The sequence below is a fragment of the Roseomonas gilardii genome (assembly GCF_001941945.1).
In the GTDB taxonomy this organism is placed as follows: Bacteria; Pseudomonadota; Alphaproteobacteria; order Acetobacterales; family Acetobacteraceae; genus Roseomonas.
This window is the reverse complement of sequence record NZ_CP015583.1, coordinates 3,419,498-3,445,819: the sequence shown is the minus strand read 5'-3', so window position 1 is coordinate 3,445,819 and position 26,322 is coordinate 3,419,498. Positions and strand designations below refer to the sequence as shown.

At 70.9% G+C, this 26,322-nt stretch carries 23 protein-coding genes; 7 read left to right on the top strand and 16 right to left on the bottom strand.

Annotated elements, in window-relative coordinates; genetic code table 11:
* Positions 1-5 precede the first annotated feature (5 nt).
* Together RGI145_RS15790 and RGI145_RS15785 are read left to right on the top strand one after the other, a co-directional pair.
* Positions 6-1,121 (top strand): ABC transporter permease, encoded by a 1,116-nt coding sequence (locus RGI145_RS15790; protein WP_075799101.1) that lies wholly within the window; start codon positions 6-8, stop codon positions 1,119-1,121.
* Positions 1,118-2,845 (top strand): ABC transporter ATP-binding protein, encoded by a 1,728-nt coding sequence (locus RGI145_RS15785; protein ID WP_208863883.1) that lies wholly within the window; start codon positions 1,118-1,120, stop codon positions 2,843-2,845. Before RGI145_RS15790 ends, RGI145_RS15785 begins: the two co-directional genes overlap by 4 nt.
* A gap of 52 nt (positions 2,846-2,897) precedes the next feature.
* On the opposite strand, the gene RGI145_RS15780 is transcribed toward RGI145_RS15785, so the two are convergent.
* From RGI145_RS15780 to mdcA, 9 genes are all read right to left on the bottom strand, one after another.
* A complete protein-coding gene (locus tag RGI145_RS15780) occupies positions 2,898-4,433 on the bottom strand; it encodes a tripartite tricarboxylate transporter permease (protein WP_208863882.1) in 1,536 nt (511 codons plus the stop codon).
* Positions 4,433-4,918, bottom strand: a complete 486-nt coding sequence (locus tag RGI145_RS15775) for a tripartite tricarboxylate transporter TctB family protein (protein ID WP_075799100.1) — start codon at positions 4,916-4,918, stop codon at positions 4,433-4,435. The genes RGI145_RS15780 and RGI145_RS15775 overlap by 1 nt, the downstream gene beginning before the upstream one ends.
* A gap of 366 nt (positions 4,919-5,284) precedes the next feature.
* Positions 5,285-6,217 (bottom strand): acyltransferase domain-containing protein, encoded by a 933-nt coding sequence (locus RGI145_RS15770; protein WP_075799099.1) that lies wholly within the window; start codon positions 6,215-6,217, stop codon positions 5,285-5,287.
* On the bottom strand, positions 6,214-7,053 hold the full coding sequence (mdcB, locus tag RGI145_RS15765; protein WP_075799098.1) for a triphosphoribosyl-dephospho-CoA synthase MdcB: 840 nt from the start codon (positions 7,051-7,053) through the stop codon (positions 6,214-6,216). The genes RGI145_RS15770 and mdcB overlap by 4 nt, the downstream gene beginning before the upstream one ends.
* Positions 7,050-7,712 carry a malonate decarboxylase holo-[acyl-carrier-protein] synthase gene (mdcG, locus tag RGI145_RS15760; protein WP_075799097.1) on the bottom strand — a complete coding sequence of 221 codons (663 nt, stop codon included), beginning with the start codon at positions 7,710-7,712 and terminating at the stop codon, positions 7,050-7,052. The genes mdcB and mdcG overlap by 4 nt, the downstream gene beginning before the upstream one ends.
* A complete protein-coding gene (mdcE, locus tag RGI145_RS15755) occupies positions 7,705-8,433 on the bottom strand; it encodes a biotin-independent malonate decarboxylase subunit gamma (protein ID WP_075799096.1) in 729 nt (242 codons plus the stop codon). The genes mdcG and mdcE overlap by 8 nt, the downstream gene beginning before the upstream one ends.
* Entirely contained in the window at positions 8,420-9,334 is a 915-nt protein-coding gene (locus RGI145_RS15750) for a biotin-independent malonate decarboxylase subunit beta (RefSeq protein ID WP_075799095.1), read from the bottom strand. The genes mdcE and RGI145_RS15750 overlap by 14 nt, the downstream gene beginning before the upstream one ends.
* Positions 9,331-9,648 (bottom strand): malonate decarboxylase acyl carrier protein, encoded by a 318-nt coding sequence (gene mdcC / locus RGI145_RS15745; protein ID WP_075799094.1) that lies wholly within the window; start codon positions 9,646-9,648, stop codon positions 9,331-9,333. Before mdcC ends, RGI145_RS15750 begins: the two co-directional genes overlap by 4 nt.
* Before the next feature lie 12 nt (positions 9,649-9,660).
* A complete protein-coding gene (gene mdcA, locus RGI145_RS15740) occupies positions 9,661-11,307 on the bottom strand; it encodes a malonate decarboxylase subunit alpha (protein ID WP_075799093.1) in 1,647 nt (548 codons plus the stop codon).
* Between the two features lie 270 nt (positions 11,308-11,577).
* Here mdcA and madL point away from each other — a divergent pair, with 270 nt between their 5' ends.
* The 4 genes from madL to RGI145_RS15720 all read left to right on the top strand — a co-directional run bounded on the left by madL (position 11,578) and on the right by RGI145_RS15720 (position 16,049).
* On the top strand, positions 11,578-11,988 hold the full coding sequence (madL, locus tag RGI145_RS15735) for a malonate transporter subunit MadL (RefSeq protein WP_075799092.1): 411 nt from the start codon (positions 11,578-11,580) through the stop codon (positions 11,986-11,988).
* Complete coding sequence (gene madM / locus RGI145_RS15730) at positions 11,981-12,748, top strand: malonate transporter subunit MadM (protein WP_075799091.1); 768 nt, start codon at positions 11,981-11,983, stop codon at positions 12,746-12,748. Before madL ends, madM begins: the two co-directional genes overlap by 8 nt.
* Before the next feature lie 3 nt (positions 12,749-12,751).
* Positions 12,752-13,465: a GntR family transcriptional regulator gene (locus RGI145_RS15725; protein ID WP_208863881.1), complete on the top strand. Its 714-nt coding sequence runs from the start codon at positions 12,752-12,754 to the stop codon at positions 13,463-13,465.
* 283 nt (positions 13,466-13,748) lie between these two features.
* The gene (locus RGI145_RS15720) at positions 13,749-16,049 is read left to right on the top strand and encodes a hybrid sensor histidine kinase/response regulator (RefSeq protein WP_083670820.1); all 2,301 of its coding nucleotides are present in this window, start codon (positions 13,749-13,751) and stop codon (positions 16,047-16,049) included.
* 21 nt (positions 16,050-16,070) lie between these two features.
* On the opposite strand, the gene def is transcribed toward RGI145_RS15720, so the two are convergent.
* From def to RGI145_RS15690, 6 genes are all read right to left on the bottom strand, one after another.
* A complete protein-coding gene (gene def, locus RGI145_RS15715) occupies positions 16,071-16,631 on the bottom strand; it encodes a peptide deformylase (RefSeq protein WP_075799090.1) in 561 nt (186 codons plus the stop codon).
* Between the two features lie 120 nt (positions 16,632-16,751).
* Positions 16,752-18,224 carry a M81 family metallopeptidase gene (locus RGI145_RS15710; protein ID WP_083670817.1) on the bottom strand — a complete coding sequence of 491 codons (1,473 nt, stop codon included), beginning with the start codon at positions 18,222-18,224 and terminating at the stop codon, positions 16,752-16,754.
* 14 nt (positions 18,225-18,238) lie between these two features.
* Complete coding sequence (locus RGI145_RS15705; protein ID WP_075799088.1) at positions 18,239-19,828, bottom strand: ABC transporter substrate-binding protein; 1,590 nt, start codon at positions 19,826-19,828, stop codon at positions 18,239-18,241.
* An 86-nt stretch (positions 19,829-19,914) separates the two neighbouring features.
* A complete protein-coding gene (locus RGI145_RS15700; RefSeq protein WP_156878566.1) occupies positions 19,915-20,928 on the bottom strand; it encodes an amino acid ABC transporter substrate-binding protein in 1,014 nt (337 codons plus the stop codon).
* Between the two features lie 32 nt (positions 20,929-20,960).
* The gene (locus tag RGI145_RS15695; RefSeq protein WP_075799086.1) at positions 20,961-22,355 is read right to left on the bottom strand and encodes an aspartate aminotransferase family protein; all 1,395 of its coding nucleotides are present in this window, start codon (positions 22,353-22,355) and stop codon (positions 20,961-20,963) included.
* Positions 22,352-23,236 carry a MurR/RpiR family transcriptional regulator gene (locus RGI145_RS15690; RefSeq protein ID WP_237183095.1) on the bottom strand — a complete coding sequence of 295 codons (885 nt, stop codon included), beginning with the start codon at positions 23,234-23,236 and terminating at the stop codon, positions 22,352-22,354. The genes RGI145_RS15695 and RGI145_RS15690 overlap by 4 nt, the downstream gene beginning before the upstream one ends.
* 122 nt (positions 23,237-23,358) lie before the next feature.
* Between RGI145_RS15690 and RGI145_RS15685 the strand changes: the two genes are divergently transcribed.
* A complete protein-coding gene (locus tag RGI145_RS15685) occupies positions 23,359-24,003 on the top strand; it encodes an aspartate/glutamate racemase family protein (protein WP_075799085.1) in 645 nt (214 codons plus the stop codon).
* Positions 24,004-24,066: 63 nt separating this feature from the next.
* On the opposite strand, the gene RGI145_RS15680 is transcribed toward RGI145_RS15685, so the two are convergent.
* Positions 24,067-26,310 (bottom strand): TonB-dependent siderophore receptor, encoded by a 2,244-nt coding sequence (locus RGI145_RS15680; RefSeq protein WP_075799084.1) that lies wholly within the window; start codon positions 26,308-26,310, stop codon positions 24,067-24,069.
* Positions 26,311-26,322 lie beyond the last annotated feature (12 nt).

Sequence of the window (26,322 nt, the reverse complement as noted above, 5' to 3'; positions counted from 1 at the left end):
ACCCCATGTCAGACGCCGTCCTCGGAACCGTCGATCGCCAGAGCCTCGCCGTCGCCTCGCAATGGCAACTGGTCTGGTGGGCCTTCCGCCGCCACCGCCTTGCCATGATCGGGCTGGTGGTCACGGCCATCTTCTACGTCATCGCCCTGGTGCCCGGCTTCTTCGCGATCAATGATCCGGAGCAGCAGAACACCCGCGCCGCCTACCACCCGCCGCAGATGATCCACTTCATCGCGCCGGATGGCAGCTTCGGTCCCTTCGTCCATCCCTCGATCCTGAAACGCGATCCCGAGACGCTGGAGATGCGCTACGTGCCGGACGAGAGCCGGGTGGTGCGCCTGCGCCTCTTCGGCCAGGGCTACGAGTACAACCTCCTCGGCCTCTTCCCCACCCGCGTCCACCTCCTGGCCCCGGGCGAGCCGGGGCAGGTGGTGCTGCCGCTGGGCGCCGACCGGCTGGGGCGCTGCGTCTATTCCCGCATCATGCAGGGGGCGCAGATCTCGCTCTCGGTGGGCCTCGTCGGCGTCTTCCTGTCGCTGACGCTGGGCATCATCCTGGGCGGCGTTTCCGGCTATTACGGCGGCTGGGTGGATGCCGCCGTGCAGCGCGCGGTGGAATTCGTGCTCTCGCTGCCCTCCATCCCCATCTGGCTCGCCGCCTCGGCCGCGCTGCCGCATGACTGGCCGGCGACGCTCAACTACTTCATGATCACGCTGATCCTCTCGCTCACCGGCTGGGCGCAGCTCGCCCGTGTGGTGCGCGGCCGCTTCCTCAGCCTGCGGACGGAGGATTTCGTGGCGGCGGCGCGGCTGGACGGCGCCTCGGAGAAGCGGGTCATCTTCCGCCACATGCTGCCCTCCTTCGCCAGCCACATCATCGCCTCGGTGACGCTGGCCATCCCAGCGATGATCCTGGCGGAGACCTCGCTCTCCTTCCTGGGCCTCGGGCTGCAGCCGCCCACCATCTCCTGGGGCGTGCTGCTGCGGGAGGCCCAGAACATCCGCTCCATCGCCACCGCGCCCTGGCTCTTCGCCCCCGGCGTCGCCGTGGTGCTGGCCGTGATCGCCCTCAACTTCCTGGGAGACGGTCTGCGCGACGCCGCGGACCCGTACAACAAATGAGCGCCACGATCCTGGAGGCCCGGCCGGCGGCCCCGATGCCGGCACCCTCCGACACCGTGCTGGAGGTGCGCGACCTCGTCACGCATTTCCCGACCCGGGCGGGGGTGGTGAAGGCGGTGGACGGCGTCTCCTTCACCCTGCGGCGCGGGCGCACGCTCTGCGTGGTGGGGGAAAGCGGCTCGGGCAAGAGCGTCACCGCGCGCTCCATCCTGCAGATCGTGGACGCGCCGGGGCGGATCGTCGGCGGCTCCATGGTGCTGCACCGGCCGGATGGCAGCTCGGTGGACCTCGCGAAGCTGCATCCGCGCAGCCGGCAGATCCGCGCGGTCAGGGGGCGGGAGATCGCGATGATCTTCCAGGAGCCGATGTCCTCGCTCTCCCCGGTGCATACGGTGGGCGACCAGATCACCGAGGTGCTGCGCCTGCATCTGGGCATGAGCAAGGCCCAGGCGCGGGCGCGCTGCATCGAGCTGCTGGGACAGGTGGAGATCCCCCGCCCCGAGCAGGCGATCGACCGCTACACCTTCGAGTTCTCGGGCGGGATGCGGCAGCGCGTGATGATCGCCATGTCGCTGGCCTGCAACCCGTCGCTGCTGATCGCGGACGAGCCGACCACCGCGCTCGACGTCACCACCCAGGCGGAGATCCTCGACCTCATCAAGCGGCTCCAGGCGCAGCACGGCATGGCGGTGATGTTCATCACCCATGACATGGGCGTGGTGGCCGAGATCGCCGACGAGGTGCTGGTGATGTACCACGGCAAGGTCATGGAGGGCGGCCCCGTGGACCAGGTCTTCCACGCGCCGCAGAACGCCTACACGAAGATGCTGATCGGCTCCGTGCTGAAGCTGGAGCACGAGGCGGAGATCCGCCAGCATCGCAAGCCCATCCCGGCCGAGGTGCCGCCGGTGCTGGACGTGCGCAACCTCACCATGATCTTCGGCAATGCGAAGAACCCGGTCCTGGCGGTGGACGACGTCTCGCTCCAGCTTCGCCCCGGCGAGACGCTGGGCATCGTGGGGGAATCCGGCTCCGGCAAGACCACGATGGGCCGCTGCCTGCTGCGGATGTACCAGCCGACCGCCGGCGCCATCCGCTACCGCCGCGCCGATGGCGGGATCGTCGATCTCGCCACCGCGGACAAGGAGGTTCTGGCCGCCGCGCGGCGGGAGATCCGCATGGTCTTCCAGGACCCCGTCTCCTCGCTGAACCCGCGCATGACCGTGGCGCAGATCGTGGGCGAGCCGCTCCTGGTGAACCGGATCGCCAAGGGCCGGGAACTCGATGCGCGTGTGGCCGAGCTGCTGAAGCAGGTCGGGCTGAACCCGGACTGGCGGGAGCGCTATCCCCATGCCTTCTCCGGTGGGCAGCGGCAACGCATCGGCATCGCGCGTGCCATCGCGCTGAACCCGCGCATCATCGTGGCGGACGAGGCGACCTCGGCGCTCGACGTGTCGCTGCGGGCGCAGATGCTGGACCTGCTGATGGGGCTGCAGGACCGGCTGGGCCTGTCCTATGTCTTCATCAGCCACGACCTCGGCGTGATCCGCTACATGTGCGACCGGGTGGCGGTGATGTATCGCGGCAAGGTGGTGGAGACGGGCCCCGCGCGGCAGGTCTGCGACCATCCGACCCATGCCTATACCCAGGCCCTGCTTTCGGCCATCCCGCGCCCCGATCCCCGGGCGCGGCGGATGCATCAGCGCTTCCGCTACGTGGCCTGACGCCGGGACGGCACACCGGAGCGGGAGGGGATGTCCCCTCCCGCCCTGTCCATCACGCCACCACGTCGGAGGGCGGGATGGGCAGGGGATCCCCGCCCTTGCCCATACGCTTGCGGATGGCGAAGAAGGCCTGCGCGGCCAGGAGCAGCACGATGATGCCCAGGATCGTGCCGCTGATCGGATGCGTGACGAAGGTCGAGATCTGCCCGCGCGAGAGAAGCATGGAGCGCCGGAAGTTCTCCTCCACCATCGGTCCCAGCACATAGCCCAGCAGGATCGGGGCGATGGGGAAGTCCAGCGCCATGAAGACCGCGCCGAAGATGCCGAAGGCCAGGACCTCGTAGACCGCGAAGATGTCGTTGTTCACGGAATAGGCGCCGATCGCGATGAAGAAGATCGCGGCGGGGAAGAGGAAGCGGTAGGGGACCTGGAGCAGCTTCACCCAGACCCCGATCAGCGGCACGTTGAGCACCATCAGCATGACGTTGCCGACCCAGAAGCTGGCGATCAGCCCCCAGAAGACATCCGGATGCTCGGTCAGCAGGCGCGGGCCGGGCTGGATGCCATGGATCAGCAGCGCGCCCAGCAGCAGGGCCATCACCGCGTCGCCCGGGATGCCCAGGCTCATGGTCGGGATGAAATCCACCTGGGTCTTGGAATGCGAGGCCGCCTCGGGCGCCGCCACGCCGGCGATCATGCCGGTGCCGAACTTCTGCGGCGTGCGGGAGACCTTCTGTTCCAGCGCATAGGCGATGAAGGTGGTGATGGTCGGCCCGGTGCCCGGCATGGCGCCGAACAGCGTGCCGACCAGGGTGCCGCGCAGCATGGGGAAGAAGGCCTCGCGGGCCTCGGCGCGGCTGGGCCGCATGTCCCGCAGGCTCACGGAACCGGGGCTGTTGATGTGCTTCATGCGGTTCACGTGCCGCAGGAAGTCGGCGATGCCGAAGACGCCCATGGCGATGGAGACCAGCTCGATCCCATCGGTGAGCTGCGGCATGCCGAAGGTGAAGCGCTGCGTGCCCGTCTGCACGTCGGTGCCGATGGTGCTGATCAGCAGGCCGATCACCGTCATGGCGAAGCCCTTGATCGGCGAGCCGCGGGACATGGTGGAGCCCGCGATCAGCCCGAGCAGCATGATCGAGAAGAGCTCGGTCGGCCCGAACTTGAAGGCCACCGTGACCAGCAGCGGCGAGGCGAAGATCATGACCAGGATGCCGAAGGAGGCGGCGAAGAAGGAGGACATCATGGTCAGGCCGAGCGCCGTGCCGCCCTTGCCCTTCTGCGTCATCGGATAGCCGTCGAGGCAGGTGACAGCATGCGGCGGATGCGAGGGCAGGTTCAGCAGGATGGCCCCGATCGCCCCGCCATACTGGGAGCCGTAGAAGATGCCCGCCAGCATCATGATCGCGGGAACCGGCTGCATGGGATAGGTCAGCGGCATCAGCATCGAGATGGCGGTCAGCGCGCCCGTGCCCGGCAGCACGCCGATCAGGTTGCCGACCAGGACGCCGACGAAGCACCAGAACAGGTTATAGGGTTCGAGGGCCAGGCCGAAGCCGAAGCCGAGATCCTGCAGGGACTGCCACATCAGAGGAAATTCCGGCTGAAGAGCGGGAAGAGAATGCCGAGGCCCCACCAGAAGACAAGGACACCCGCGATGGTGACGCCGGCGGCGAGCAGGAGGACCTCGTGCAGCCGGTTCTCGCGGTCGCCGAGGGCTGCGATGAACACGCAGGCGAAGGTCGCGGGCACCAGTCCGGTCTCCTCGCCGAGCACCGCGAAGGCGACGACGGAGAGGCAGATGCAGATCCAGCCGCGCCATTCCGCGGGCAGCCGCACGAGTTTGCCCCGGGCTTCGGCCGGGTCCATTTTCCGCAGGAAGGTGGCGCCCAGGAGCATGGCGCCCGTGAGGGCGAGGATCAGCCCGAGGGCCAGCGGGAAGAAGCCCGGCCCCATGCGGGTGAAGCTGCCGATCTGGTAGCTCTGTGCGTGGTAGGCCGAGGCAAGGCCGAGCGCGAGTAGTATGAAACTGCTGCAATAATCCCGGAATTGTGGAGATGTCAGCTTGTTCATTGAACGTTTCCAGCAGGTTTATTGATTCGCGACAGCGTATGCCCAAGTAAATCCCCTCGCAAGGACTTGCGGCGATAGGCGCTGTCAACGTTGAGCCGCTGCCGTTCGATGTCGGGCCGACCCGAAATTTTCTTTTCCATACAAGATATTGCCGACCACATCAGCTCAGATGGTGGCGTTCCGGCCGGCAGGTAGGGTTCCGGAAGGGCTAATGGCGCGAATCACCCTGGACATGCGGGAGCATTCTTGAAGTAAAGAAAAAGTAATAGCAAAGTTGAAACGATGTCGTTCGGCCTGTCACCGGGCTGTCCGGCAAGTGACATCGCGTATGTGTCCCGACTGTCTTCCGGCGGCACTGCCCATCCGTCAGACGGCGAACCCCGCCAGCCAGTGCCGCACCCCGTCGAGGCTCCGGAAATCCTCCAGGCTGCGGGCGGGGATGCCGGGGCAGGCCTCCGCCGCCATGGCCCCGAGGGCACGGCCGGGGCCGAGTTCCAGGAAGGCGCTGGCCCCGGCCTCGGCACAGGCTTGCAGGCAGGCCGCCCATTCGATGGTCCGCGCCAGTTGCGCCGCCAGCTTCTCCGCGCCCTGGGCCCCGTCGAGCACCGGGGCGGCGTCGATGCCGCTCAGCAGACGGCATCCAGGCGCCGGGCGCTTCGCGGGCTGCGCTTCCCCGATGGCGGTGCGGAAGGGGGCGACGGCACCGGCCAGGAAATGCGTATGGGAGGCGACATGGACGGGCAGGGGTTCGGCCCGCAGCGCACCCGCCGCGCGGGCGGCGTCGCACAGTGTGGCCAGGGCGGCATCCGGCCCGCCAACCACATGCAGCAGCCCCGGATTGACGATGGCCAGGGCCGCGCCGTGTTCGGCGCAGAGGGCCTCGACCCGCTGGCGCTCCAGGCCACGGATATAGGCCAGCCCCTGCCCCGGGGCACCGGCACCGTCCATGACTGCGGCCCGGCGTGCGATCAGTGGCAGCACCCGTTCCGGCGGCAGCAGCCCGGCGCAGCCCCAGGCGGACACCTCGCCGAGGCTGTAGCCGGCCAGGATCAGCCGTCCCCCCAATGCCCCGCGCAGAGCCAGGAAGGCAGCGAGCTGCTGCGTGCCGCACAGGATCTGCGCCATCCGGTTCCCGTGCAGGGTGGCGGCATCCGCCCGCTGAACGAGATGGCGTGGGTCCTCGCCCAGAAGCGCCGTGGCGGCGGCGAAGACTGGCGCCGCCTCCGGTGCCGCCCCGGTTAGCGCGAACATCCCGGCATGCTGCGTGCCTTGGCCGGGGCAGAGCAGGGCGAGGGTCACGCCCCCATCGCCCGCAGAAAAAGGCTCATGGCCAACAGGTCGGCCGAGCCGCCGGGGCTGAGGCGCCGGGCCACGAATGCCGCACTGATCGCCGCCGCCGCCGCGCGCCAGCCCGGCCGGCCCACGCCACCGGCGGCCAGGAAGCCACGGGTGGCTTCCTGCGCGAAGGCCAGGCCCTCCGCCCCGCCACGGTGCAGCAGGTTGGTGTCGCCCAGCGTGGCGATCAGGGCGAAGCAGGACTGGACGCGCGCCGCCTCGTCATCTCCCGACGCCAGCAGCGCGCCGTGCCTCAGGGCGGGCAGGCCGGTGCGGTAGAGGGTGGGGAAACCCTCCGCCGCCTCCCGCCGCGCGCCACCCGCGCCATAGCGGCGGGCGGCACAGCCGCCATGGCTGTCGGGGGCGGAGGGCGTGCCGAGGATCTCCTCGCCCCAGAGGCGCTCCACCACCTCGCCCAGCGTACCGCTCGCGCCCGCCAGCCGGGCTCCGGCGGCGGCGCAGAGCAGGCCCAGGCCGAAGATCGCACCGCGATGCGTGTTCACCCCGCCCGTGGCGAACAGCATGGCCCGCTCCGCTTCCAGCCCGATGGCGCGCAGCCGGGGCATGGTGGCGCCCTCGATGCCGGCGATGGCAAGGCGCGCGAGGAAGGGCTCGATCGCCGCCGCGCTGCGCCGGAAGCTGTCCGCGTCCATGTCCGTGTGGCTGCCATTGTCCAGATGGCTGACCAAGCCGGGCTTAGGCCAGGTCTCGACCTCCAGGACCAGGCAGTGCGCGGCGAGGCTGCCGATCCGCGCGGCTTCGGCCCGGAGCGCATAAGGCAGGGGACGGATGAAACTCACGCGGCCTCCACCACGCCGAGGAAACCCGCGCGCGGATGCAGCGCCACGCCGTCGGCTCCTTTCACCAGGATCTCCGCGCCGCCGGCCTGGAGCTCGCGCCAGTTCGCGCCGCTGCCATCGGGCCGCAGCACCTCGCCATCCAGCCGCATCGGCGCCCGGTCCTCGATCCCCGCCAGGGCGGCGAGCAGCCCCTCCATCCGGGGCGGCGGCAGCGCCGGCCAGAGCAGGTCGAGATCGGAGGCGGGACCGAGATAGTCCAGCCCCGTCAAAGCCGCCCAGGCCAGGCTGCCGAAGACGCGCGGGGTGACGCCGTGTTCGACGCCCAGGGCGAGCAGCGCCTCCAGCACGGGCCGCCAGCCCGGTGGTGCGGCGGGCAGGGCTTCGGCCAGGGGCAGAGGCGAACGGATCTCCATGACCGCCTCCCCGGGCAGCAGCACGGCGATGCGCCGCTTGCCCGCACTGGGCGGCAGCGGCAGCCCCGCCGCGATCCCGCCGCCGGCCTCGCATTCGCCGCGCCGCCGCGCCACCAGCGGCCAGCCGCGCTCCGCCCAGTGGGCGAGGAGCGGTTCCGCCCGCCATTCCGGCCGCGTTTCCAGCACGGCGGCCCAGCCCGCGGGCGAGACCTGCAGCAGGGCGTGGCGCGGCGCCTTCTCAGCCATGGCGCAGGGCCAGTTCCCGCACCCGTGCCGCGATCTCCGCCGCCTTGGGGCGGCCGCCGCGTTCCTGGCCGAGCGCGGCGCGCGTGTCACGTTCCGGCAGGCCGCGTGCCAGCAGGGCCTGGAGCTGGTCTGCCAGGGATGCCGCCGGGTCCCAGCTTTCCAGCACCGCGCCGGTCCGGGCGAGGTTGTCCAGGCCGGGCGCGAAGACCGGGGTGGACTTCGCCTTCTCCTGCAGCACCTCCAGCGGCAGCTTGGTCACGCGCGCCATGGAGGGCAGGTCCATCACCGCGGGTTCCGCGCCCGGCAGCGCCACCAGCACGCGCGTCGCCAGCGCCGTGGCGATAAAGGCGCCCGCCGCCGTATGGCCGTAGAGCAGGCCGATCGTCGGCCGCCCGCGCAGATCGGCGAGGACAAGGCACTTCGCCAGATGCGCGAGGAACTCATTCAGCCCGAGCAGCTCGTCGCGCCGGCTCATGCGCTGGCTGTCGCTGTCCACCAGCACCAGCACCGGACCGTTGCCGCCGCGTTCCAGCGCCGCGAGGACATGGCCGGAGAGCGCCAGCGCCCCCTCCACCCCCAGCGCCGCGCGGCGCGCCACGCCGATCACCACGGCCTCCTGTCCATCCGGCAGCGTGCCGCCGCCGGCAATCAGCCCGTCCTCGCCGATCCGCACCGCATGGCCGGCGGGGAAGAGGGAGGCGAGGATATCAGCGGGCGTCATCGGCGCTCTCCGCGATACGGGTGGCGAGGTCCGCGAAAGCCTTGTCGTCCAGGTCGGGCACGCTGTCCGGCGCCTCGGCCCCCAGGGCGTGCCAGATCTCGCGCGCATCGGTGCTGTTGCCGAAGCGTTGCAGGCGCGCCTCCAGCCGCTTCTGCTCCGCCTGCATCGCGGCGAGGCCGAAGCCGCCTGCCGCGTCCAGCGCCTGCAACGCGGCCTCGCGGAACGCCCCCATCGTGTCGGCGCAATAGGCATCCGCGCCGCCCAGCAACCGGCGGTGCTTGCCGCCCATGGTGCGCCAGATCAGCGGCCGGTCGCGGGAATCGAATTCCTCGACGCCCTTGTTGGTCTCGATCACCTCCGGGCCGGAAACGCTGATGCGCCCCTGTTCCGAGACGACGAGGCGCGAGCAGCAGCCGGCGATCAGCCCGCCGCCGCCATAGCAGCCGTTGCGCCCGCCGATCAGCCCCACCACGCGCGCCCCGGCGGCGCGGGCCTCCAGCAGCGCACGCATGATCTCGGCAATGGCAAGCTCGCCGGCATTGGCCTCCTGCAGCCGCACGCCGCCCGTGTCGAAGAGGATCAGCACGCGGCCCGCCGCCCCCATCTCGCACGCGGCGCGCAGCAGGCCGGTCAGCTTGGCGCCATGCACCTCGCCGAAGGCACCGCCCATGAAGCGGCCTTCCTGTGCCGCCACCAGGACGGGCTGCCCCTCGATCCGCCCAGCGCCCGCCACCATGCCGTCGTCGAACTGGCGCGGCAGGTCGAAGAGCGGCAGATGCGGGCTCAGTTCGCGCGTCTCGGGGCCGAGGAACTCGGTGAAGCTGCCAGGGTCCAGCAGCCCCTGGAGGCGCTGGCGGGCGCTGGCCTCGTACCAGCTCGCCTTGAGAAGGTCGAGGCTCACGGCGCATCCTCCTCGATCAGGCGTTGCGCCTGGGCCAGCCGCAGCGCCACCGTGTCGGGCCGCGCGCCGCCGTCATTCACCGAGAGGCGCAGGCCGCCGGGTGAGCGGCGCGCAACGAAATCCGCCACCACCGCCTCCCAGACCGGAGCAAAGCCATGCGCGGCGGTGGCGATCTCCACCACGCATTCCGTGCCGGGCAGCACGCGCTCCGCTAGCACTTCGAGATTGCCGGACGCGACCACGCCGGCGATCGCCGTCTTCCGCGTGCCGCCGGCCGGCTTCGCGGCCTGGTGGCGGAAGGTCAGGTTCTCCATGGGATCGTCTCCTCACCAGTTCCGGAAACGCGCGGGCGGCTGGTAGAGCCCGCCTGACCAATGCGCGAGGTCCTTGATCGAGCGCGCCGCCAGCAGGCCGCGATCGGCATCCAGCGGGTCGATGCCCAGATCCTCCGGCCGCCGGATCACGCCGCGCTCGCGCAGCCGCTCCACCAGCCTCGCATCGCGCCCGCGCCCGAGCGGGGTATAGCCCGCGACGCCGCGGATCGCCTGCTCGCGCTCGTCCCGGTCGCGGCAGAGCAGCAGATTGGCGATGCCTTCCTCGGTGACGATATGCGTGACGTCGTCGGCATAGACCATGACCGGCGCCAGATCGAGCTTCAGCTTGTCCGCCAGCAGCAGCGCGTCGAGCTGCTCCACGAAGAGCGGCGCGTTCTTGTCGCCGAAGGTCTCGCCGATCTGCACCACCAGCTTGCGCCCGCGCCGCAGCGCGGCGGCGCCGTCCGGATCGGCCTCCCGCCCCGCGCGCAGCCAGGGCTCGCTGGGATGGCGCCGCCCGCGCGCGTCGGAGCCCATGTTCGGCGCGCCGCCGAAGCCCGCGATGCGCGACTGGGTGACGGTGGAGGAATGCCCCTCCAGGTCGATCTGCAGCGTGGAGCCGATGAACATGTCGCAGGCATAGAGGCCCGCGGTCTGGCAGAAGGCGCGGTTGGAGCGCAGCGAGCCGTCCGCGCCGGTGAAGAAGATGTCGGGCCGCGCCGAGATGTAGCGGTCCATCCCGACCTCGGAGCCGAAGCAGTGCACCTGCTCCACCCAGCCGCTCTCGATGGCGGGGATCAGCGTGGGATGAGGGTTCAGCGCCCAGTGGGTGGCGACCTTGCCCTTGAGGCCCAGGCGCTCGCCATAGGTCGGCAGCAGCAGCTCGATGGCGGCGGTGTTGAAGCCGATGCCGTGGTTCAGCCGGCGCACGCCGTATTCGGCATAGATCCCCTTGAGCGCCAGCATGGCGGTGAGGATCTGCGTCTCGGTGATGGCGCCCGGGTCGCGGGTGAAGAGCGGCTCGACATAGAAGGGCCTGCCCGCCTCCACCACGAAATGCACGCGGTCGCCGGGGATGTCGACGCGGGGCACCTTGTCCACCACCTCGTTCACCTGCGCCACCACCACGCCGTTCTTGAAGGCCGTCGCCTCCACCACGGTCGGCGTGTCCTCGGTGTTGGGCCCCGTGTAGAGGTTGCCCTCGCGATCCGCGCTCACCGCCGCGATCAGCGCCACATGTGGCGTCAGGTCGATGAAGTAGCGGGCGAAGAGCTCCAGATAGGTGTGCACCGCGCCCAGCGCGATCTGCCCGCCATAGAGCATCCGGGCGATGCGCGCCGATTGCGGGCCGGAATAGGCGAAGTCCAGCCGCCGGGCGATGCCCGTCTCGAAGATGTCCAGATGCTCGGGCAGCACCACGCCCGACTGCACCATGTGCAGGTCATGCACCTTGTCCGGATCGAGCCCGGCCAGGGCACGGGCCAGCAGGTCCGCCTGCTTCTGGTTGTCCCCCTCCAGGCAGACGCGGTCGCCGGGGCGCAGCACCGCCTCCAGCAGGGCGCCCGCCCTGCCAGCGGGCACGACCTTGCCATCGGCCAGGGGCGCCCCCGCGGCGATGCGGGCCTCCCGCGCTTCCTGTTCCTGGCGCCATTGGGCCATGCCTTCCCTCCCAGGCTTGTCGGACCGGGCGGCCATGATCGGCGCCGCCTTCCAGCTCTTCGGATGGCAGAGTGGCCCATCCGGATAACCGTGTACAGGACAAGTTTGTTTCGGCCTCATTGCATACTTTGTTGCTTCCTGATCGGCGTTCTGCATACTTGAACCCAGGCCGGCGCCAGACCGGTCCGCAATCTCGGGAACATCCAGGAAGGATTCCGGCCCCATGTCGCTGCCCTCTGCCTCTCGCCCCACCCTGTCCGGGGGGCACCCATGACCATCTTCGGCGTCGCCCTGCTCGCGGTCTGCACCCTGGCTGGCGTCTACCTGGGGGACCTGCTGGGCTTCATGCTCGGCGTGAAGGCCAATGTCGGCGGGGTCGGCCTCGCCATGATGCTGCTGATCGCCGCCCGGCTCTGGCTGGCGAGGCGCGGCAAGCTCACCCACGGGCTGAAGCTCGGCGTCGAGTTCTGGGCCACCATGTACATCCCCATCGTGGTGGCCATGGCGGCGCAGCAGAACGTGGTGACCGCGCTGCGCGGCGGACCGCTGGTGTTGGTCGCGGGCGTCGGCGCGACGGTGGTCTGCCTTGCCGCCACGGCGCTGCTCAGCCGGATCGGGCGGCCGCGCGATGCCGATGGCCGCTTCGCCCCGCTCAAGACGGAGGGTGGCCACCATGCCTGAGAGCCTGCGCCACCTCTTCGTCGAGCAGAGCCTCGTCACCGCCTTCGCCCTGGTCGGCGCGGTGATGTGGGTCTCCTACCTGATCTCCCGCCACCTGACGCTGGGCCGCGTCCATGGCTCCGCCATCGCCATCGTGATCGGCCTGGTGCTGGCCTATGCCGGCGGTCTGGCCACCGGCGGGCAGAAGGGCATCGCCGACCTGCCCGTCTTCGCCGGGATCGGGCTGATGGGGGGCGCCATGCTGCGCGACTTCGCCATCGTCGCCACCGCCTTCGAGGTGGACGTGATCGAGGCGCGCAAGGCCGGGCTGCTGGGCGTCGTCGCGCTCGGCCTGGGCACGGTGCTGCCCTTCATCTTCGGCGTCTGCGTCGCGCTGGCCTTCGGCTACACGGATGCGGTCAGCCTCACCACCATCGGCGCCGGGGCGATCACCTATATCGTCGGCCCGGTGACCGGCGCCGCGCTGGGCGCGGATTCGGCGGTGATCGCGCTCTCCATCGCCACCGGCGTGCTCAAGGCGGTGCTGGTGATGATCGGCACGCCCTTCGTCGCCCGTTTCATCGGCCTGGACAATCCGCGCTCCGCCATGGCCTTCGGCGGGCTGATGGGCACGGTGAGCGGCGTCACCGGCGGCCTCGCCGCCACGGACCCGCGGCTGGTGCCCTATGGCGCGCTGACCGCCACCTTCCACACCGGCCTGGGCTGCCTCGTGGCGCCATCCGTGCTCTATCTGGCCGTCCGGGCCCTGATGGGCGGCTGAATCATGGATGGCATGGAGGCGAAATCGGTGCTGGAGCCGGTGGAGGCATTGTCGGAAGAGCGGATTCTCCTGTCCGAGCGCATCCGCAACGCGCTGACCGACGAGATCGCCTCCGGTGCCCTGGCCGCCGGCACGGCGCTGGACGAACAGCTCCTCGCCGACCGTTTCGGCGCCTCCCGCACCCCTGTGCGGGAGGCGCTGCGGCAACTCGCGGTGAGCGGTCTGGTGGAACTGCGCCCGCGCCGGGGCGTGGTCGTGACCCGCGTGACCGCGACGCGGATCATGGACATGTTCGAGGCCTCGGCGGAGATGGAGGCGCTCTGCGTCCGCCTCGCCACCTATCGCATGACGCCGCTGGAACGCAGCCGGCTGATGGACCTGCACGAGGCCTCGGCGGAGATGGTGCGGCGTGGCGACGTCGATGCCTATGACGGCTTCAACCGGGATTTCCACGACGCCATCTACCGCGCCACGCACAACGCCTTCCTGGCCGAGCAGGCCATGGCGCTGCGCGGCCGGCTGGCGGCCTTCCGGCGCACGCAGCTTCGCCACGGCGACCGCATCCACCGCTCGCGCGAGGAGCATGGGCAGGTGATGGCAGCGATCGCGCGGGGGGATGGCGAGGAGGCGGCGCGCTGCATGCGGGCGCATATGCTCAACGCCGCCGGGGCGCTTCGCGGCTACATCGCCGCCCATGCGGCGCAGGAGCAGGAATAGGGGGGGCCGTCGTCCGGAAGCCCGCGCCGCCCAGGCCTGGTCCGATGGCGCGGCGTCGCGGCGGTTCGGGCCGGGGGGATGAACGCCCTGTCATGCGCCCCCGCCATCAACGCGGTTGCAGGACCGGCGCCTAAGCGGGATGCTGCGTGCATGGCCGCGCAGAAGCAATATGACGGGGGGAAGGGCGAGCCGTGACACGGAGCGGCGCAGGCCCGGTCTCGCGCCCGGGCCGGCCGGGGCGCGCCATGCCGCCCGGCCATCCCGGCGGCGCGTGGAGCCGGGCTTGAAGAGGCCGGCCTCCTTTCCCGGCCGGCCCGGCGGCATGGTCCGCTTCGTTCGCCTGGCCGGGCTGCTGGTGGCGATCGCCATCCTGGCCGGTGCCGCGCTGGCCGCGATGCATCTGCGCACCAGCACCCTGATGACGGCGCAGGCGAACCTGGCCGCGCTGGATACCCTGCTGGCGGAACAGTCCGACCGCGCCCTGCAGAGCGTGGAGCTGGTCGTGAACGGCGTGGCCGAGGACCTGCGGGACGGCCGGCTGCAGAACGCCGAGGAATTCAACGACCGGGCCACGGCGCCGGAGGTCTTCGGGATGCTGGTGGCACGGATCTCGGGCATCCCGCAGCTCGATGCCGTGACGGTCATCGCCCGGGACGGGAGGCTGCTGAACTTCTCCCGCTACCAGCCGGTGCCTCCGGTCAACGTCGCCGACCGCGACTACTTCAGGGTGCTGAGCACCGACCCGTCGCGGCTGACCTTCGTCGGCCTGCCGGTCGAGAACCGGGGGAATGGCAGCCCGACCATCTATCTGGCCCGCCGGATCTCCTCGGCGGAGGGGCAGTTCCTGGGGCTGGTGCTCGGGGCCATGAACCTGCACTACTTCGAGCGCCTCTATGCCGATCTGCAGATGCCCAAGGACACGGGGATCGCCTTGTGGCGTGACGACGGGGCCCTGCTGCTGCGCCATCCGCCGCTTCCCGCCGGCATGCGGAGCCCGGAGCTGGTGATGGGCATGCAGCCGGGGGAGCGGCGGGTGATGGAACTGTCCAGCCTGATGGATGGCCGGCACCGCATCGTGGCCGCCACCCGGCTGCAGACCCAGCCCGTGGTGATCAGCATCAGCCGGACCACGCAGGCGGTGCTGGCCCGCTGGCGCATCGATGCCGGCATCCTGATCGCCTCGGCGGTGCTGATCGCCGTGGCGCTCCTGCTCATCGCCAGCTTCGTCGCCGGGCGCTTCCGCCTCTATGCCCGGATGGCGGAGGCCATGGCGGCGCGCGAGGCGGCGGAACGCGGGCGGCGCAGTGCCGAGGAGCAGCTGCGGCAGGCGCAGAAGCTGGAGGCGCTGGGACAGCTCGCCGGCGGCGTGGCGCATGACTTCAACAACGTGCTGCAGGCCATCGCCGGGGGCGCGAACCTGATCCGCCGCCGTGCCGGCGACCCACAGGCGGTGGCGAAGCTGGCGGGGATGATGGGCGAGGCCGCGGAGCGTGGGGCGGCCGTGACGCGCCGCCTGCTCGCCTTCGCCCGCAAGGACGAGCTGCGCAGCGAGAGCGTGGCGGTCGAGGCCCTGCTCGCCGACCTCATGGAGATCCTGCGGCATACGCTGGGCCCCGGCCTGCGCATCCTGGTGGAGGCGGAGCCCGGCCTGCCGGTGCTGCGCGCGGACCGTTCGCAGCTGGAGGCGGTACTGATCAACCTGGCCACCAATGCGCGGGATGCGATGCCCGAGGGCGGGACGCTCCGCTTTGCCGCCTCGCGCGCCCCGGAAGGCGAGGGGCCGCCGCTGCTCGCGGCTCCCCGGGGTGGCGATGGGAATGGCGTCGGACAGGCACCCGCCCCGGCGCCGGCGGCCGTGTCCTATCTGCGCCTGGCCGTCTCCGATACGGGGAACGGCATGGACGCGGAGACGCTGTCGCGGGCGACGGAGCCTTTCTTCACCACCAAGCCGAAGGGACAGGGCACCGGCCTCGGCCTGTCCATGGCCAAGGGGTTCGCGGAGCAGTCCGGCGGCGCCCTCCTGATCGCCAGCACCCCGGGCCGGGGCACCGTGGTCACGCTCTGGCTGCCCCTGCCGGTCCGGGAGGAGGCGGCCGCCGGCCCACCCCATGCCGCTCCGGCCGCACAGGCCAGAGCCGTGCCTGACGCCCTGGCCCCCGGGAACGGTCCAGGGGGGCACGGCACCGGAGTGGGCGGGAAACGTTCCGTGCTGCTGGTGGAGGACGAGGCCGCGCTCCGCGAACTCCTGTCGGATGCGCTGGCGGAAAGCGGCTTCCGCGTCGGCACGGCCGGCAGCGGTGCCGAGGCGCTGGTCTCCCCGGCGCTGCCACGGGCGGAACTGCTGGTCACCGATCTGGCCATGCCCGGCATGAACGGGCTGGAACTGGCGCGCCGGGCCCGGTTGCGGCGGCCGGGGCTGGGCGTCCTCCTGGTCACCGGCTTCGCCGGCGAGGCCGCGGAAGACGATCTGGCGGAAGCGAGGGCGGGCGGCCCCTTCGCCATCCTGCGCAAGCCCGTCACCGTGGAGCAGATCGCCGCCGCCATCACCGGCCTGCTCGCCGCCCAGCCGGAAACCGCGCCCTGAACCGCCGCCCCGCCTGACGGACTACCCGCGGGCCGTGGGCGGCGCGGCGCCCGGCTGGTCCGAGAAGCGCGCGATCTCTTCGTTGAAGCCCATCAGGCCGAAATCCGTCATCCGCATCGGATAGAGGATGCCATCCAGATGGTCGTTCTCGTGCTGGACGACGCCGGCATGGAAACCCTCCACCTCGGCCGCGACGGTGCGGCCGTCGCAATCCGTGCCGGTGTAGCGGACCCGCCGGAAGCGTGGCACGGCGGCGCGCAGGCCAGGGATGGAAAGGCAGCCTTCCCAGCGCAGATGCGTCTCCTCGCCGATCGGCTCCACCACCGGGTTGATCAGGACCGTGTTGCCGACCACCGTGTCATCCGGCGCGCCGCTGCTGCGGGACGGCAGGACGCGGAAGACGAAGAGGCGCAGCGGCACATGCACCTGCGGCGCGGCGAGGCCCGCGCCCGGCGCGTCCTCCATCGTCTCGAACATGTCCCGCACGAGACGGCGGATCTCCGGTGCGCCCGGATCGGGCACGGGCTCGCAGCGTTCCAGCAGCACGGGATGGCCCATGCGGGCGATCTTCAGGATGGCCATGGCCGGTCTCCCTTCCAGGGGATGGGGCCGGAGGTCGCCGCCGGCCGGGACATGCCCGTGATGGCCCCCCGCGCCGCCGGATGCAAGGCGGCACGGGGCCAGGCCGGACGCGCTCCGCCCTCAGTCCGGCAGGTCGCTGAAGGGAAAGACGCGCTCCCGCGGCACCTGGCGGTAGGGCAGGGTGGTCAGGTCCGCCGGGCCCCAGTCGGGCGTGTCCACGATCAGGATCGCCTCGGCGATGGGCTCATAGGCGGCACGGAAATGCGTCTTCGAGCGCAGCACGATGATGCCGAAGTCTCGCGTCCGCATGCCGAACTGGGTGAAGACGTCCTCGTCCACCGTCAGGGTGGGGCGGCTGACCAGGCTGACCATCAGTCCGTCCACATCCAGCACCGCCGCGGTGCCGAGCTGCACCAGCTTGCCATGCATGTAGGCGCCGGTGGTGCGGTACGTCTTCTCCCCCACCCAGGTGACGCGTCCGGTCAGCCGCACCGGACCGCCGGCGCGCTCGGAGGAATGGCCGCCGACATCCAGCGTCACCTCGGCCCCGGCACCTGCCGCGAGGCAGGCGGCGGCGGCCTTCGCATCCCAGATATAGGGCACGGCCGCGCGCTTCGCCTTCCGTTCCAGGAGAGCGCGCAGCAGATAGGTGCTGTCGTTGCAGCGGTCGGCGTGTTCCAGCAGCACCACCGGCCGGTCGGCCCCCGCGGCGAGGGCGATGGCGCGATCGACGCCTTCCTCGATGCCCAGCACGAGATCCCCGTGCAGCAGCTCATGGCGGGCGTCGCGGATGCGGCGGCTCAGGGTGCGGACGGCGTGTTCCGCGCGCGCGGCATCGTCCGAGACGGCGAGGACGGAGAAGCCGCAATTGGGGACGTCGGCATAGGAGAAGCCGGCGAAGACGGAGACATCGAGATAGCCGGGGCTGTCCTCCGCCATGGCGACAGAATCGCCGACGATTTCCGAGAGCGGCGCGAGGCCCGTGGCGCTGAAGATGCTCGGCACCATGACGCCCGGCTTGTCGAAGGCCATGGCGGGGCGCAGCCCGTCGCGCAGCATGCGCATCAGGCAGCGCGCGGCGCGGGCGCCGGTCTCGGCGATGTCGGTGTGCGGCGAGTAGTGGTAGCCGAAGACGGCATCCGCCAGCTCGACCGTGTGGCGGTCGATATTGGCATGGTAGTCCAGGCCGATCACCACGGGCACATCCCGGCCGACCACCGCGCGCACGCGCTCCAGGAGCTCCCGGTCCGGATCGAGCCGCGTCGGCGTGGTCATGGCGCCATGCAGGGCGAGGAGCACGCCATCCAGCGGTCCGGCCTGCTGCAGCGTCGCGCAGATCCGGTCGGCATAATGCAGGAAGGCCTCGTCCGAGGCCGGCCCGGCGGCACCGCCATCGGCATAGACCATCGGCAGGATCTCGGCGCCTTCCGCCTCGCAGACCTCGATGAAGCCGCTGCAGAGCGTGTTGGTGCCGCGGAAGCGCGTCAGCAGCTCCGGCCCCGCCGCCTCGGTGGCCTGGAACTCCGCCAGCTCCGTCAGCAGCCGTAGGAAGCTGACGGATTCCTGGTGGGTTCCGCCGATCGCGATACGCATGGCCATGCTCTCCTTCAGGCGCGCCGGATGTTCCAGGGGAAGGCGGCGGGGCCAGGCAGCACGCCGGTCAGCTCCGCCCGCAGCGCCGTCTTCTGCTGGAACTGCCCCAGGGGAATGACAGGCACCTTGTCGAAGGCCTCGGCCTGGATGGCATCGAAGAGGCGCTGCTGCTCGTCGTCGCTGGCCGCCTCCAGCCATTCCCGTGTCAGGGCCTCGATCCTCGCATTCTCGAACCAGCCGAACCAGCCGGAGGCCCCCTGGCCGCGGATGTTGGTGTTCAGCGCCGGATTGGCGATCGAGCCGCTCTTCCAGGTGGTGTGGAACAGGCTCCAGCCACCCTTCTCCACCGGCTCCCGCGAGGTGCGCCGCTGCACCACGCTGCCCCAGTCCATGACCTGCAGGTCCACGTTCATGCCCAGCCGGCGAAGCATCTCGGCCGTCACGTCGCCGAAGGGCGCGAGGGAAGGAATGTCGCTCGGGCTCAGGATCACCACCTTCTCGCCCGCGTAGCCGGCATCCTTCACCGCCTGCCGCAGCTTCGCGAAGTCCTTGGGCGCCCCCATCACATCGGTGCCGACCGGCTTCACGAAAGGCAGGCCGGGCGGGAACATGCTGTAGGCGGTGTTCCAGGCCTTGTCGTCGCCCCCCGTGACCAGCGCCATGTAGTCCGCCTGCTGCACCGCCGCCAGGACCACCCGCTTCAGCGCCGCGTTGTCGAAGGGCGGCACATGCGAGTTGAAGCGCAGGAAGCCCATGAAGCCGAGCGGGTCGTAGGACTGCACCCGGATGGCGCGGTCCCGGGCGAGCATGGGGACCAGGTCGGCATCGGCGAATTCCCACCAGTCCACCTCGCCGGACTGCAGCGCGCTGGCGGCCGTGGAGGAATCCGGGATGATCTTCCACTCGATGCGCTCGAAATAGGCCCGCTTGCCGCCGGCATTGAGCACCGGTGCCTCGTCGCGTGGCCGGTAGCCGTCGAAGCGCGCATAGGCGGCATGGGCCCCCGAGACGAACTCGTCGGCCAGGAAGCGGTAGGGGCCCGAGCCGACCATCTCCGTCACCGGCTTGTAGGGATCGGTCTTCGCCAGCCGCTCCGGCATGATGAAGGCGGGGATCGGCCCGACATAGGCCAGGGCCGAAAGCAGGCGCGGGAAGGGGCGGCTCAACCGGATGCGCAGCTCGCGGTCCCCCGGGGCTTCCCAGGCATCCACGGCGGCGCCCAGGGTCTGGCCGAAACTGTCCCGCTTGCTCCATCGCGCGAGGCTGGCGGCGCAGTCCGCCGCGCGCACCGGCTCCCCGTCATGGAAGCGCAGCCCCTCGCGCAGCCGGATGGTCCAGACGCGGCCATCCGCCGAGACCTCATGGCCCTCCGCCATCTGCGGCGTCGGGCGGAAATCCGCGCCCGTGCCATAGAGCGTGTCGAAGACGGCATAGCCATGGTCCGCCGTCACCCCCGCCGTGGTGAGGATCGGGTCCAGCACGGTGAGGTTGGCCTGCGGCACGAAGCGCAGCGTCCCCGCGCGCCGGGCCTGCGCCAGGGCCGGACGGGCGAGGCCGGTGAGCGGCAGGAGGGCGGCGGATCGGAGAAGGCTGCGGCGCTGCATCGGCGGCTCCCGGCGGGGGGTGGCTGTGGACATGGAAAGGGCCGGCCCCTCCCCGTGGCGGGGGAAGGGCCGGCCCGTCCGGCGGCTCAGCGGAAGGGGATGGCGTACATCAGCCCGCCCTTGCTCCAGAGCCCGTTCAGGCCCCGCTGCAGCTTGAGCTGGCTGCCGCCGCCGACATTGCGCTCGAAGACCTCGCCGTAATTGCCCACCGCCTTGATGGCGTTCAGCATCCAGGCATTGTCGAGGCCGATGCGCGAGCCGAACTCGCCCGCGCCGCCCAGCAGGCGCTGCGCCGTCGGGTTGGCGCCCTTGGCCTGGGCTTCGGCATTGGCCTGGGTGACGCCCAGCTCCTCCGCCTCGATCAGCCCGTAATGCACCCAGGAGACGATGGTGGACCACTGGTCGTCGCCGTTGCGGGTGAAGGGGCCGAGCGGCTCCTTCGAGATGGTCTCGGCCAGCACCATGTAGTCGTCCGGCTTGGGCGCGGTGGCGACGGCGCCGGCGAGCGCCGAGGCATCCTGCGTCATGGCGTCGCAGCGGCCGGAGAAGAAGGCCTGGTACATCGTGTCCACCCGCTCGAAGACCACGGGCTGGAAGGTGATGTTGTGGGCGCGGGCATAGTCGCCCAGCGTCACCTCGTGCGTGGTGCCCTGGGCGACGCAGACCGTGGCGCCGTTCAGCTCGGCCACCTTGCTGACGCCGGCCTCGCGCTTCACCGCGAAGCCCTGGCCGTCATAGAAGTTCACCGGCCCGGCGCGCAGGCCGATCGTGGCGTCGCGCAGGAAGGTCTGGGTGGAGTTGCGCAGCAGCACGTCCACCTCGCCCGATTGCAGCGCGGTGAAGCGGTTCTGCGCTGTCAGCCCGGTGAAGCGGACCTTCGTGGCATCGCCCAGCACGGCGGCGGCGATGGCGCGGCAGTAATCCGCGTCGATGCCGCGGAACTGGCCCTGGCTGTCCGGCAGGGAGAAGCCGGCGAAGCCGGTGCTGACGCCGCAGACCAGCTGGCCGCGCTGCTTCACCGTGTCGAGCGTGGCGGCATGGGCCGCCTGCGCGGCGCCGAGGCCGAGCAGGGCGAGGCCCGCGAGGAGAATTTTCTTCATCTGCATTGTCCCGGAACGTGTGGCTGGGAGGCTCAGCCTGGCAGGCTGGCCAGGGTGGCGTCGAGCGCGGCGTCCACCGCCTCGCCGAGACGTTCGACGATCAGGTCGATCTCGGCGGCGGAGACGATATAGGGCGGCGCCAGCAGCACATGGTCACCGCTGCGGCCATCCGCCGTGCCGCCGCCCGGATAGCAGGCGAGGCCGCGCGCGAAGGCCTCGCGCTTGATGCGGGCATTGAGCTGCCTCGACGGGTCGAAGGGCGCCTTCGTGGCACGGTCCTGGACCAGCTCGATGGCGCGGAACAGGCCCCGGCCCCGGATGTCGCCGACATGCGCATGGTTGCCGAATCGCTCCAGCAGCCGGCTTTCCAGCCGTTCGCCCATGGCGACCACGTTCTCCAGCAGCCGGTCCTCGCGGATCACCCGCTGCACCTCCAGCGCCGCAGCGGCGGCCAGGGGATGGGCGAGATAGGTGTGGCCGTGCTGGAAGGCGCCGGAACCCTTCTCCACCGCCTCGGCGATACGGCCGGACAGCAGCACCGCGCCGATCGCCTGGTAGCCGCCGCCCAGCCCCTTGGCGATGGCCTGGATGTCCGGGGCGATGCCCTCCTGCTCCCAGGCATGGCGGGTGCCGGTGCGGCCCATGCCGCTCATCACCTCGTCGAGGATCAGCAGCGCGCCGTGGCGGTCGCAGACCGCGCGCACCGCCTGGAAGTACCCGGCCGGGGCGGGCACGCAGCCCGCCGTGGCGCCGACCACCGGCTCCGCGATGAACGCCGCCACCGTGTCGGGGCCGAGGCGCTGGAACTCCGCCTCCAGCTCGGCGGCGAGGCGCGCCACATAGCCGGCCTCGTCTTCCTCCGCGCTTTGCTCGCGATAGCTGAAGGCGGGCGAGACATGGCTGAAGGCCGGCGAGAGCAGCGGCGCATAGGGCGCCCGGCGCCAGGCATTGCCCCCCGCCGAGAGCGCGCCCAGCGTGTTGCCGTGATAGCTCTGGCGGCGGGCGATGAAGCGCACCCGCTTCTCCTGCCCGATCTCCAGGAAATACTGCCGGGCCAGCTTGATCGCGGCCTCCACCGCCTCGGAGCCGCCGGACACGAAATAGGCCTGGGCCAGCCCGCCGGGTTCATGCCCTACCAACTCCTCGGCCAGCGCCTCGGCGGGCTCGTTGGAGAAGAAGCCGGTATGGGCGTAGCAGAGCCGGTCCGCCTGCCGTTTGATCGCCGCGACGATACGCGGATGCTGGTGGCCGAGGCAGGAGACGGCGGCGCCGCCCGAGGCGTCGATCACCTCGCGCCCGCCTTCCTCCACCAGCCAGACGCCATGGCCGCCGACCGCGACGGGCGGCGTGGCGCGGGAGGAGCGGTGCAGCACGCGGCTGCGGCGGGGCGGGGCCACCGGGGTGGCCGTGGGAGCTTCGGCGTTCATCGCAGGGTTTCCGGATCGGGGACGTATTCGGCGAGGGCAGCGAGCCGGGCCTCGGTCTCGCGCAGACGCACCAGCGCCGCCTCCCCGCCCAGGGCGAAGCTGGCGGCGGCCAGGGCCTGGGCCGTGGCGAAGGCGCCGGTCAGGCTGGGAAAGAAGCCGGGGCCGGCATCGGCATCGAAGAGCAGGCAGTGCGCCGCGCCCTCGGCCATCGGGGCATCGGCACGGTCGGCCAGGGCGATGGCGGTACAGCCATTCTCCCGCGCCATGCGGGCGGTGAGCGCGATGGAGCGGGAATAGGGCGCGAAGCTGACCAGCACCACGGCGTCGCCACGGGCGAAGGCGCCCAGGTCCAGGTCCTCCGGCCCCGCGCCGCCCACCAGCCTGACATCGCCGGGGCGGAAGAGGCGGAGCTGGTAGTGCAGGAGCTGCGCCACGCCCCGGCAGGAACGGAAGCCCGCCACCCAGACGCGCGGTGCATCATGCAGGACGCGGGCAGCGGCGGCGATCGGCGCGGGGTCGAGCAGTTGCAGCCCGGCGGCATCGGCGGCCAGCATCTCGGCCGGCAGGGTGAAGGTGTCCGCGCCCTCCCGCTGGTCGCGCCGCGGGGCCGTGCGCACGCGCTTCGAGAAGGGAGCGCCCGCCGCGCCGCGCCGCGCCTCCACCATGGCCTCCCGCAATTGCTCCCAGCCGGGATAGCCGAGGGCCTGCGCCAAGCGGGTGAAGGTGGCCGGATTGGTGCCGGCGGCGGCGGCGAGATCCCGCATCGAGCGGGTCACGGCGTCGAAATCATGCCGGGCGACAAAGCGCGCCGCATCCTGCAGCCGGGGCGGCAGGCCGGGCAGCGCGCGTCGCAGCGCATCGATGGGGCCGGGCTTGGTCACGAAACGAATGTTGCATCGAAGCAGGATGGATGCAACGATTGTTTTCTGGCCATCGCCGGATGGCCGGAGGCTGCGACAGTTGTTGCACGCCCAGCCTGTCGCCGCCGGAGGATTGCACGGCCATGCGTATCGCCCTGATCCACGCCCTGCGGCATTCGCCGCCCCCGATCGAGGCCGCCTTCGCCCGGCTATGGCCCGAGGCACGGCTGATGAACCTGCTGGATGACAGCCTCTCGGCCGATCTCGCCGCCGGGGGGGCGCTGACGCCGCGCATGACGGAGCGCTTCCTGACCCTGGCGCGCTATGCCGCAGGAACGGGGGCGGATGGCATCCTTTTCACCTGCTCCGCCTTCGGCCCCTGCATCGAGGCCTGCCAGGAGGCACTGGCGCCGATGCCGGTGCTGAAGCCGAACGAGGCGATGATCGAGGAGGCCGTGGCCCATGGAGGCGGGGGCGGCGGCCGGATCGGGCTGCTGGCCAGCTTCGCGCCGACCCTGGATTCCATGCCGGCCGAGTTCCCGCCCGGGACGGGGCTGAGGACCGTGCTGGCCGAAGGGGCCCTGGCCGCCCTGGATGCCGGCGACCGGGACCGGCATGACAGGATCGCGGCCGAGGCATCGCGCGAACTGGCGGATTGCGACGTGATCGCCCTGGCGCAGTTCAGCCTGGCCAGGGCGGCGCCGCTCGTGGCGGCCGCGACGGGCCGCCCGGTGCTGACCACGCCGGACAGCGCGGTGCGGAAGCTGCGCCGGCTGCTGGCGGAGTGAGACTGGCGGCGACCGCCTGCCCCTGCCGGGGAAGCACGGCCGCCGCGGGCAGCACCGGCTACCTTACCAGCGGTAGGCGAGCGAGCCGAGGATCGTCCGGCTGTTGCCGTAGAAGCACGAGGCCTCGCTGGTGCAGCGGGCGACGTAGCGCTTGTCGGCCACGTTGTTGATGTTCAGCAGCGCCTGGAAGCCCTTCAGGTTCGGCGCGAGCTGCCCGAGGTCGTAGCGCGCCGCGAGGTCGAACAGCGTCACGGAGGGCACCACCGCCGAATTGGCGTTGTCCACGGCGGTGTTGCCGACGAAGCGCACGCCGGCGCCCAGGCCCACGCCGCTCATCGCGCCCCGGCCCTCGCCGAAGCTGTAGTCGGCATAGAGGCCGGCCGTGAACTTCGAGACGCCGAGCGGCCGGTTGCCGACATTGCTTGCCACCGTGTCGCGGGTGATCTCCGGGTCCAGATAGGTGATCGAGCCGATCAGGTTCAGCCCGTTGCCCAGGCTGGCCACGCCCTCGGCCTCCACGCCGCGCACGCGGATGCGGCCCGTCTGCACCTGGTACAGCGCGTTGTCCGGATCGGCGGTCAGGACCTGGCTCTGCGTGATGTGGAAGGCCGAGACCTGGACGAAGCTGTTCAGCCCGTTCGGCTGGTACTTGATGCCCACCTCGTACTGCTCGCCGGTGGTGGGGTCGAAGGTGCCGTTGCCGCGCGCCGGGGAGAAGCCGCCCGCCTGCGGCAGGAAGGAGGTGCTGTAGGAGAAGTAAGGTGCGAGGCCGTTCTCGGCGAGGTAGGTGATGCCCGCCCGCCAGGTGGTGTCGGTGTCCTCCTTGCTCTCGCTGGTGAAGCCGAAGGCGCGGTTCTTGGTGTTCGTGTCCACCCAGTCGTGCCGGACCCCCAGCGTCGCCACGAAGCGCCCGTAGCGGATCTGGTCCTGGCCATAGAGGCCGTACTGGTCGATGCCCTGCAGCCGGTTCTGGTACGGGCTGCCCAGGGTCGGGATGCCGCTGCCATAGACGGGCGCGTAGAGGTCGAGCGGGCTGGCGACGGCGAAGGCCGCCACGCTCTTGTAGCTGGTGTGCTGGTAGTCGAAGCCGCCGAGCACCGTGTGCTGCAGCGGGCCGGTGTCGAAGCGCGCCTGGCCGCGGTTGTCCACCTGGAAGGTGTCGAAGCTGTACTGCTCGTCATAGGCGTAGCGGTTCAGCAGCCGCTCGCTGCCCGCGACGAGGCCGCCACCATAGACCTGCTTCCAGTTCACGCCGACATGCGCGTAGCGGGCGTTCTGGCTGAAGGAGAAGACGTCGTTGAAGCGGTGCTCGAACTCGTAGCCGATGCCGTACTGCGTGCGGTCGTACTTGTCGAACCCGTCCTCGCCAATGTTGAGGCTGCGCGAGATGCGGCCGAAGGCGCTGCGCTGCACGGTGCCGAGATAGGGCAGGAACTGGGCGCCGATGGTCCGGTCGCGCTGGTAGTAGGGCAGCAGCGTGAAGCGTGTGTCCCCGGTGGGTTTCCAGGTCAGCGCCGGGGCGACGAAGAGCCGGTCGTTGTTGCTGTTCTGCACGTCCAGGTCGGCGAGGCGGCCGACGCCGGTGAGCGCGTAGCTCCACTGGCCATCCGCCGTCAGCGGGCCGCTGGTGTTGAAGGCGAGCTGGCGGATGTTCTGCGTGCCGGCGGTCAGTCGCACCTCGCCCTGCGCCGTGTCGGTCGGATGGCGCTGCACCATGTTGATCAGGCCGCCCGGCGCCATCTGGCCGTAGAGCACGGAGGAGGGCCCGCGCAGGATCTCATAGCGCTCCAGCCCATAGGTCTCGAAGACGCCGGCCGTGTAGCCCGGGTTGAATCGCAGCCCGTTCAGGAACTGGCTGGTGTCGGTCGCCTCGAAGCCGCGGATCTGCAGCCAGTCGGCCCGGGAATCGAAGCCGTACTGCTCCGGCCGGATGCCGGCGGAATAGCGCAGCGCCTCACCGAGATTCTGTGCCTGCCGCTGGTCGATCGCGTCGCGCGTCACCACGGAGACGGATTGCGGCACCTCGATCAGGGGCGTGTCCGTCTTGCTGCCGGTCAGGTTGCGCGTGGCGACATAGCCGTCCACCGGCCCCAGCGGGTTCTGACTGGCGCCCTGCACGCTCACCGTCGGCAGAACGGTCGTGCCGTTGCCGTTGGCGCTCCCGGCCGCGTCGCCGGACTGGGTCTGGGTCTGGCTCGTCTGGGCCACTGCGGCCGGGGGCCACAGGGCGAGGGCCACCGGGACCAGGGCTGTCGTGCCGAGAAGGCGCAGCAGGGGCCGGAACGCAGGTCGGGCGAGATGCGTCATGGGAGTGGTCTC